We start from the raw sequence: 8,171 nt of genomic DNA, 5'->3' as shown, positions 1-8,171 counted from the left end.
GCGTGGCGGCGCGCTTTCCATTGCGGGCGGAAGCGCGCGACGGTCATTTGCCACTTGCCGCCAAAGCCGGGCGCCTTGCTGACTTCGAAACCGACCTCCTTGAGTCCGCGCCGCACAAAGCCCGCGGCCGCCCACGTGGCCAGCCTGGCGCCCGGCCGGGCCAGCCGCGCCAGTCCGCGGAACACCTGCGGCGACCACATCTCCGTATTGCGCGCCGGCGCGAAACCGTCCAGGTAGAAGGCATCGGCGCCGGCCGCCAGCCGCGGCAACATCTGCTCGACATCGCCCAGCGCCAGCGTCAGCACCACGCGCCCGCCGTCGAAGGCCAGGCGGTGCAGCCCCGGCAGCGCCAGCGGCCATTGCGCCTGCAGCGCCTGCGCCAGCGGCTGCAGCCCGTCCAGCCCGGCGTGCAACCGCGCCAGCCCTTCGCGGGTGAACGGGTGCTTTTCAATCGAGAAGAAATGCAGCGTGCCGCAGCGCTGCGGATCGTCGCGCCACGCCTGCCAGGTCGCCAGGAAATTCAGCCCCAGGCCGAAGCCGGTCTCGACGATGACGAACTGGCGCTGGCCGGCCCACGCCTGCGGCAGGCCGTTGCCGCCCAGGAAGACATGGGCGGCCTGCGCCAGCCCGCCTTCGGTGCTGTGGTAAACGTCGTCGTAGCGGGGCGAATACGGGATGCCTTCGGCAGACAGGATCGGCTCGGCGGGCTCTAGTGCGCGCGGCATGGGACAGGAAACTCGGCGAAAAGCAAAATGCCCGGGCGGATTCGCCGGGGCGTGGGAGGGGGTGGGCAACTCGCGCCGGATGGTAGCATAGCGGCCTTCCCGCAGACCGCACCGCCCTGCCCCTTGATTTGCGCCGCCCAGGCGCCCCGCTCCACATGCTCAGCTACCGTCACGCCTTCCACGCCGGCAACCATGCCGATGTCCTCAAACACGCCGTCGTGGTGCAACTGCTCGAGCACCTGGCGCAGAAGGACAAGGCGTTCTGGTATATCGACACCCACGCCGGCGCCGGCCTCTATGCGCTGGACCACGCCTACGCACAGAAGAAGGCCGAGTTCGAAACCGGCATCGCGCCGCTGTGGCGCGCCGCCGCCGGCGGCACACAGCTGCCGGCGATGCTGGACGAATACCTGGACCAGGTGCGCGCGCTCAACCCGGACGGCAACCTGCGCCACTACCCCGGCTCGCCCTGGCTGGCCTGGCAGATGCTGCGCGAGCACGACCGGCTGCGGCTGTTCGAGCTGCACAGCACCGAGATCCAGGTGCTGCGCGACAACTTCCGCGGCGCCGGGCGCCGCGTCATGCTGTACGACGGCGACGGCTTCGGCGGCATCAAGGCCATCCTGCCTCCGCCGCCGCGCCGCGCGCTGGTGCTGGTCGATCCGTCCTACGAGGACAAGCAGGACTACGCCCGCACCGTGCAGACCATCCGCGACGGGCTGGAGCGTTTTGCCACCGGCGTCTATGCGGTCTGGTACCCGCAGGTGCAGCGGCGCGAATCGGTGCAGCTGCCGGTGCAGCTCAAGGGCCTGCCGCTCAAGAGCTGGCTGCACGTGACCCTGACCGTCAGGCATCCGGTCGAGGGCGGCCTGGGCCTGCATGGCAGCGGCATGTTCATCGTCAATCCGCCGTGGCGGCTGAAGGAATCGCTGCAGCAGGCCATGCCGGTGCTGACCGACCTGCTCGGCCAGGACGACGGCGCAAAGTTCACGCTCGAAGCCGAGGAGAGCTGAGGCGGCGCACCAGCCAGTCCAGCGCCATGCCCGCGGCCAGGCCGACGCTGTCGGCCAGCAGGTCGAGCCAGTCGGCCTCGCGGTAGACGGTCTGCCCCTGCAGCAGCTCGATCAGCCCGCCGTACGCCACCAGCCCCAGCAAGACGGCCCAGCCACGGCCGCTGTAGGCGCGCCGGCCCAGCACGCCCAGCACCGCGAACGCCAGCATATGGTTGCCCTTGTCCCAACCGGTGGTCGGCAAGGGCTGCGTCGGCGGCATCAGCGAAAGCGCCAGCACCGCGGCCGCACAGCCCCAGAACAGCAGGCGCCAGCGTAGCGGGGTCAGGGTCGGGAAGGCAGTCATCGGCATGTGCTCGGCATCTGGAAAGCCGACAATATATCCCTGCCGCTTGCCGCCGCCACCGGAGCACCCGGCGGGGCTGGATTCCCCCCGCGCCTTGCGCTACAATCCGCAGCCTCGTTGCACTGCAGGCGCGAGCCACGCCGACACCACGGTTCGGCGGCCAGTGCCGGCAGCAGCGGACAGAAGAAAGGCGGGCAGTTCCAGCCGCCTTTTTTGCTTTCCTGTCCGGCGCAAGCCAGCGAGCATCGCGGCCGCCCGCCCGGGCAGCGCCGCAAGGACCGCGAGGGTGGCGAAATTGGTAGACGCACCAGGTTTAGGTCCTGACGCCAGCAATGGTGTAGGGGTTCGAGTCCCCTCCCTCGCACCACCCGCCTTTCAAGTGGCGGGCTGACAACTTCCGTTTTCAAATCCCCTTAGACCCGCTTCTCCCGGCAGGAACCCCCACGCCGCGGCACTTTCCAGCCTGCGCCAGCGACGGTATCATTCCGCCATCGTATCGATAATCGATACATGCGTATATTGGTGCAATACTCATTCATCGTGGTGCAGCCATCCCGCGGATGGTGCCGCCCGGCCTCTCGCCCGCGACGCAACTATGCCGTCAAAACCCGCCCCGTCCCCCGCGCCCGACCGCGACAACCCGCTGTTCAACCAGTCGCTGGAAAAAGGCCTCGAAGTCCTGCGTGCGTTCAACGGCGTCCATCGCACGCTGACCCTGTCGGAGCTGGCCGCGCTGACCGGCATGAACAAGAGCTCGGCGCAGCGCACCATCCATACGCTGGAAGCGCTGGGCTATGTCGACAAGCACCCGCAGACGCGCCGCTTCCGGCTGACGCCGCGGGTGATGGAAATCGGCTACAACTACCTGGCGGCCGACGCGCTGATCCCGGTGGCCAGCCCCTACCTGTCGCAGCTGGCCGCAGCCAGCGGCGAGACCGCCAACCTGACCGAGCCGGTCGGGCTGGACATGGTCTACGTGGCCCAGCTGATGACCGCCAAACACATGCCGGTGCTGACGCCGGTGGGCATGCGCATCCCGATGTATTGCACCAGCTCCGGCCGGGCCTACCTCAGCACGCTGCCCGACGAGCAGGTCCTGCCGATGCTGGAGCAGTCGGCACGCGTGGCGCGCACGCCCGCGACGCTGACCGGCGTGGATGCGATCTTCGAGCGCGTGGCGGCGTGCCGCCGGCTGGGCTACGCCAGCAATGAAGAGGAACTGTTCATCGGCGACATGGGCCTGGCCGCGCCCATCGTCAACAGCCAGGGCGTGGCGGTCGGCGCGGTGCACGTGTCGCCGCCGGCCAGCCGCTGGCGCATGGCCGAGGCACAGAAAAAGCTGGCGCCGCTGGTGATGGAATGCGCGCGGGCGATCTCGCGCTCGATCGCCCACTGAGTCCCGGCACGGCGAACGCCCGCCGACTTGGGCAGGGGTGGTAGAACACCTTAGTGCCGGTGCCTTTCGCGGGCCCTTGCCGCGATCTATGCTGAAGGTGTCGGGGCGGCACCGAGCCGCTCCGGCATCTTCACCTCAGCCCTGATCGGAGGGCATATGAAATTCCCCGCCTTACTGTTGGCAGCGTCGATGGCCGCTGGCTGGTCATCGCTCGCCTATGCTGCCGGATGCCAGTACGACATGCAGTGCAAAGGAGAGCGGATCTGCCAGCAAGGGCAGTGCGTCTTTCCTGACGCGGAAGAAACCGCGGAGGCCGGTGGGCCGGCGCCACTGCCGGCGACCAAGCGCACGCCGGCGCCGCCGCCAGCCCGTGGGTGCTGCACCGTGGCAGGCAAGCTCAAGCTGTCACCGGCCGCGGCCTCGGATACCAGCCTGGCAAGCGGCGATGCGTGCCAGGGGCTGACCGCCTCGGGCAAGCCGGTTCCCGGCACGATCTGCAACTAGCCCCGGATCTGGCGCGGGCGCCTAGCGCGCGTGCGCCAGCATGGCCTGCAGCAGCACGTTGGCGCCCGCCTCGATGTGCTCGGGCAGCGCGTCTTCCAGCTCGTTATGGCTGATGCCGTCCTTGCACGGCACGAAGATCATGCCGGTGGGCGCGCGCCGCGCGACGTAGACCGCGTCGTGGCCGGCGCCGCTGACCACGTCCATATGCGGCAGGCCCAGCGCCGTGGCCGCGCGCCGCACGCTGTCCACGCATTCGGGCGCGAACACGCACGGCTCGAACTTCACCACCTGGCGGGTTTCTACCTCCACGCCGGCGGCCACGGCAATGCCTTCGAATGCCGCCTGCATGGCCGCGTGCATGCGGTCCAGCCCGGCCTGCGACAGGTTGCGGAAGTCGACCGAGAAATCGACCCGGCCCGGAATCACGTTGCGCGAGTTCGGCGTGACCTGCAGATAGCCGACCGTGCCGCGCCCGTGCGGCGCCTCGTCGCGCGCGATCTGGTTGACCGCCTCGACCATGCGCGCGGCCGCCAGCATCGCGTCGTGGCGCAGCGCCAGCGGCGTCGGGCCGGCGTGCGCGTCCATGCCGGTCACGGTCACGTCGTACCACTGCTGGCCCAGCGCGCCCGAGACCACGCCGATCGGCATGCCGGCCGCCTCCAGCACCGGCCCCTGCTCGATATGCGCCTCGAAGTAGGCCGCGAACATGCCGCCCGGCACCGCGCCCGCCGGCTGCGCGCCGCGGTAGCCGATGGCCGCCAGCGCGTCGCCCACGCTGACGCCATCCACATCGGCCTGCGCGCGCGCAAAGGCCGCGTCGAACTCTCCGGCGAACACGCCCGAGCCCATCATCACCGGCGTGAAGCGCGTGCCCTCCTCGTTGGTCCAGAACGCAAGCTCCAAGGGCGCGCGCGTGACGATGCCCAGGTCGTCGAGCGTGCGCATGACCTCCAGCCCGGCCAGCACGCCGAAGTTGCCGTCGAACTTGCCGCCCGAGGGCTGGGTGTCGATATGGCTGCCGGTGGCCACGGCGCGCGCGTCGGGGTCGCTGCCGGCGCGGCGCGCGAAGACGTTGCCGATCTCGTCGACGCGCACGTCGAGGCCGGCCTCGCGGCACCACTGCACCACCAGGTCGCGCCCCTTGCGGTCGGCTTCGGTCAGCGCGATGCGGCACACGCCGCCCCTGGGCGTGGCGCCGATCGCGGCGAGGTCCATCAGCGATTGCCACAGGCGGGCGCCATTGATGCGGGGAAGGTGTAGCTGGTCCATGTCTGGTTGCGGGTGGGGTGGAAGGAGAGGAAACGCCAGCAGGTTCAGCAAGAAGCAGACCACCGTCGCCCGCACTTCGGCCCGGGTTCCCGGCCCTGCCACCGTGGCACATGACTTGCTTTGCAGACATCGGTCCCCTCAAGCCAACCCAGGAGCAAGCCTGTGCACCACGATCCGTCCCCTCTCGCAAAAGGTCTCAAGTCAGCTGCCTCGGTCATGAGCGCCGCCGTGCTGGCGCTGCTCGCGCTGCCCGGTGCCGCCCATGCCGACAAGGTGCTGCGCATCGGCATGACCGCCGCCGACATCCCGCGCACGCTCGGCCAGCCCGACCAGGGCTTCGAGGGCAACCGCTTCTCCGGCATCCCGATGTACGACGGCCTCACCCAATGGGACCTGTCCCGGGGCAACGGCCCCAGCCTGCTGATCCCGGGCCTGGCCACCGAATGGAAGGTCGACGCCGCCGACAAGACCAGATGGGTGTTCAAGCTGCGCCCCGGCGTCAAGTTCCACGACGGCACCCCGTTCAACGCCGATGCCGTGGTCTGGAACGTCGGCAAAGTGCTGGACAAGACCGCCAGGCAGTTCGATCCCAGCCAGGTCGGCGTGACCGCCTCGCGCATGCCGACGCTGCGCACGGCCAAGAAGATCGACGACCTCACCGTCGAGCTGGTCACCTCCGAGCCGGATTCGTTCCTGCCCTACAACCTGACCAACCTGTTCATGGCCTCGCCCACGCAGTGGGAGAAGAAATTCGCCGCGGTGCCGGCCTCGGTCACCGATCCGGTCGAGCGCTCCAAGCAGGCCTGGGTCGCGTTTGCCGCCGACGCCGCCGGCACCGGGCCGTTCAGGATGAGCCGCCTGGTGTCGCGCGAGCGCCTGGAAGTGGTGCGCAATGCGCAATACTGGGACGCGAAGCGCGTGCCAAAAATCGACAAGGTGGTGATGGTGCCGATGCCCGAGGCCAACGCGCGCACCGCCGCGCTGCTGTCGGGCCAGGTCGACTGGATCGAAGCCCCGGCACCCGACGCCATCGCCCAGATCAAGAGCCGCGGCTTCCAGGTCTATGCCAACGCGCAGCCGCACATGTGGCCGTGGCAGCTGTCGTTCGCGCCCGGCTCGCCGTGGCTGGACAAGCGCGTGCGCCAGGCCGCCAACCTGTGCGTCAACCGCGCCGGGCTGAAGACCCTGCTGGGCGGCTACATGGCCGAGGCCAAGGGCATCGTCGAGGCCGGCAACCCGTGGTGGGGCAATCCGAAATTCGACATCAAGCACGACCCGGCCGCGGCAAAGAAGCTGATGCAGGAGGCCGGCTACTCGGCCGCCAAACCGGTCAAGGTCAAGGTGCAGGTGTCGGCGTCGGGCTCCGGCCAGATGCAGCCGCTGCCGATGAACGAATACGTGCAGCAGAACCTGAAGGAGTGCTTTATCGATGTCGACTTCGACGTGGTCGAGTGGAACACCCTCTTCACCAACTGGCGCGTCGGCGCCAAGGACGCCAGCGCGCACGGCGCCAACGCCATCAACGTCAGCTTTGCGGCGATGGACCCGTTCTTCGCCATGGTGCGCTTTGTCAGCACCAAGACCCAGCCGCCGGTCTCGAACAACTGGGGCTACTTCGGCAATGCCGAGTTCGACAAGCTGATCGAGAACGCGCGCACCTCGTTTGACGAGAAATCGCGCGACGCGGCGCTGGCCAGGCTGCATGCCCGCATCGTCGAGGAGTCGCCGTTCGTGCTGATCGCGCACGACGTCGGCCCGCGCGCGATCTCGAAGAAGGTCAAGGGCGTGGTGCAGCCGCAGAGCTGGTTTATCGATATCGCGACGATGTCGATGGACTGATCCCGGCCGCGCCCGACGGACGCCGCGCGGCAGCCCCGCCGCCGCGCGGCCCGGCAATCCCGCCCTGTCTCCCCCGCGTGCCGCGCACTGCGCACGCGCGCCCCAATTTGCCGGATCCTCCCATGCAATACCTGTTCCGCCGCATCCTCTATGCCATCCCGATCCTGCTTGGGGTGGCGCTGCTGTGCTTCTCGCTGGTCCATATCGCCCCCGGCGATCCGCTGGTGTCGGTGCTGCCGCCCGACGCCTCCGAAGACCTGCGCCGCCAGCTGACCGCGCTCTACGGCTTCGACAAGCCCTTCCTGGAGCAATTCGTGCACTGGCTGGGCCGCGCGCTGCAGGGCGACCTGGGCACTTCGATCGCCACCAGCCGGCCGGTGATGGCCGAAGTCGGCGCCGCCGTGGTCAATTCCCTGCGCCTGGCCACCGTGGCCACGCTGATCGGCTTCAGCTTCGGCTGCCTGTTCGGCTTTGTCGCCGGCTACCTGCGCGATTCGGTGGCCGACCGCACCGCGTCGCTGCTGTCGGTGCTGGGCGTCAGCATCCCGCACTACTGGCTGGGCATGGTGCTGGTGATCGCGTTCTCGGTGCTGCTGGGCTGGCTGCCGGCCACCGGCGCCGGGCCGGGCGGTTCGGGCGACTGGGCGTGGGACTGGGAGCACATGCAGTACATGCTGCTGCCGGCGGTGACCATGTCGGTGATCCCGATGGGCATCGTGGCGCGCACGGTGCGCGCGCTGGTGGCCGAGACCCTGGCCAACGAGTTCATCGTCGGCCTGCGCGCGCGCGGCCTGTCCGATATGGCCGTGTTCCGCCATGTGGTCAAGAACGTGGCGCCAACCGCGCTGTCGGTGATGGGCCTGCAGCTGGGCTACCTGCTGGGCGGCTCGATCCTGATCGAGACAGTGTTCTCGTGGCCCGGCACGGGCTTCCTGCTCAACTCTGCCATCTTCCAGCGCGACTTCCCGCTGCTGCAGGGGACCATCCTGGTGCTGGCGGTGTTCTTCGTGCTGCTCAACCTGCTGGTCGATGCGCTGCAGACGCTGTTCGACCCGCGCATCCAGCGCAACTGAGGAGGCCGA

General features: G+C 69.0%; 8 protein-coding genes and 1 tRNA gene. 6 read left to right on the top strand and 3 right to left on the bottom strand.

The annotated features are described in order from the left end of the window. Positions 1–725, bottom strand: a 725-nt coding sequence (gene mnmD / locus CF68_RS38370; protein ID WP_035820155.1) for a tRNA (5-methylaminomethyl-2-thiouridine)(34)-methyltransferase MnmD, incomplete at its 3' end; no start/stop codon positions are given. A 155-nt stretch (positions 726–880) separates the two neighbouring features. Between mnmD and CF68_RS15295 the strand changes: the two genes are divergently transcribed. Beyond that, positions 881–1,738, top strand: coding sequence for a 23S rRNA (adenine(2030)-N(6))-methyltransferase RlmJ (locus CF68_RS15295; RefSeq protein ID WP_035820154.1), 858 nt, complete (start codon positions 881–883; stop codon positions 1,736–1,738). Here CF68_RS15295 and CF68_RS15290 read toward each other — a convergent pair. Further along, positions 1,713–2,087: a VanZ family protein gene (locus tag CF68_RS15290; protein WP_035820153.1), complete on the bottom strand. Its 375-nt coding sequence runs from the start codon at positions 2,085–2,087 to the stop codon at positions 1,713–1,715. The two genes, CF68_RS15295 and CF68_RS15290, sit on opposite strands and share 26 nt — an antisense overlap. Positions 2,088–2,361: 274 nt before the next feature. On the opposite strand from CF68_RS15290, the gene CF68_RS15285 reads away from it, so the two are divergent. From CF68_RS15285 to CF68_RS15275, 3 genes are all read left to right on the top strand, one after another. Continuing rightward, positions 2,362–2,448, top strand: a tRNA-Leu gene (locus CF68_RS15285). 228 nt (positions 2,449–2,676) lie between these two features. Further along, entirely contained in the window at positions 2,677–3,477 is an 801-nt protein-coding gene (locus CF68_RS15280) for an IclR family transcriptional regulator (protein ID WP_035820147.1), read from the top strand. A 156-nt stretch (positions 3,478–3,633) separates the two neighbouring features. After that, positions 3,634–3,981 carry a hypothetical protein gene (locus CF68_RS15275; RefSeq protein ID WP_011615103.1) on the top strand — a complete coding sequence of 116 codons (348 nt, stop codon included), beginning with the start codon at positions 3,634–3,636 and terminating at the stop codon, positions 3,979–3,981. 21 nt (positions 3,982–4,002) lie between these two features. Here CF68_RS15275 and CF68_RS15270 read toward each other — a convergent pair whose 3' ends face one another. After that, positions 4,003–5,250 carry a Zn-dependent hydrolase gene (locus CF68_RS15270; protein WP_035820146.1) on the bottom strand — a complete coding sequence of 416 codons (1,248 nt, stop codon included), beginning with the start codon at positions 5,248–5,250 and terminating at the stop codon, positions 4,003–4,005. Between the two features lie 216 nt (positions 5,251–5,466). On the opposite strand from CF68_RS15270, the gene CF68_RS15265 reads away from it, so the two are divergent. Then, complete coding sequence (locus CF68_RS15265; RefSeq protein WP_051591537.1) at positions 5,467–7,089, top strand: ABC transporter substrate-binding protein; 1,623 nt, start codon at positions 5,467–5,469, stop codon at positions 7,087–7,089. A gap of 122 nt (positions 7,090–7,211) precedes the next feature. Beyond that, positions 7,212–8,162: an ABC transporter permease gene (locus tag CF68_RS15260; protein ID WP_035820144.1), complete on the top strand. Its 951-nt coding sequence runs from the start codon at positions 7,212–7,214 to the stop codon at positions 8,160–8,162. Positions 8,163–8,171: the final 9 nt, after the last annotated feature.

The organism is Cupriavidus sp. SK-4, from assembly GCF_000611125.1.
Classification (GTDB): Bacteria; Pseudomonadota; Gammaproteobacteria; order Burkholderiales; family Burkholderiaceae; genus Cupriavidus; species Cupriavidus necator.
This window is presented reverse-complemented; position numbering and strand designations above follow the sequence as displayed.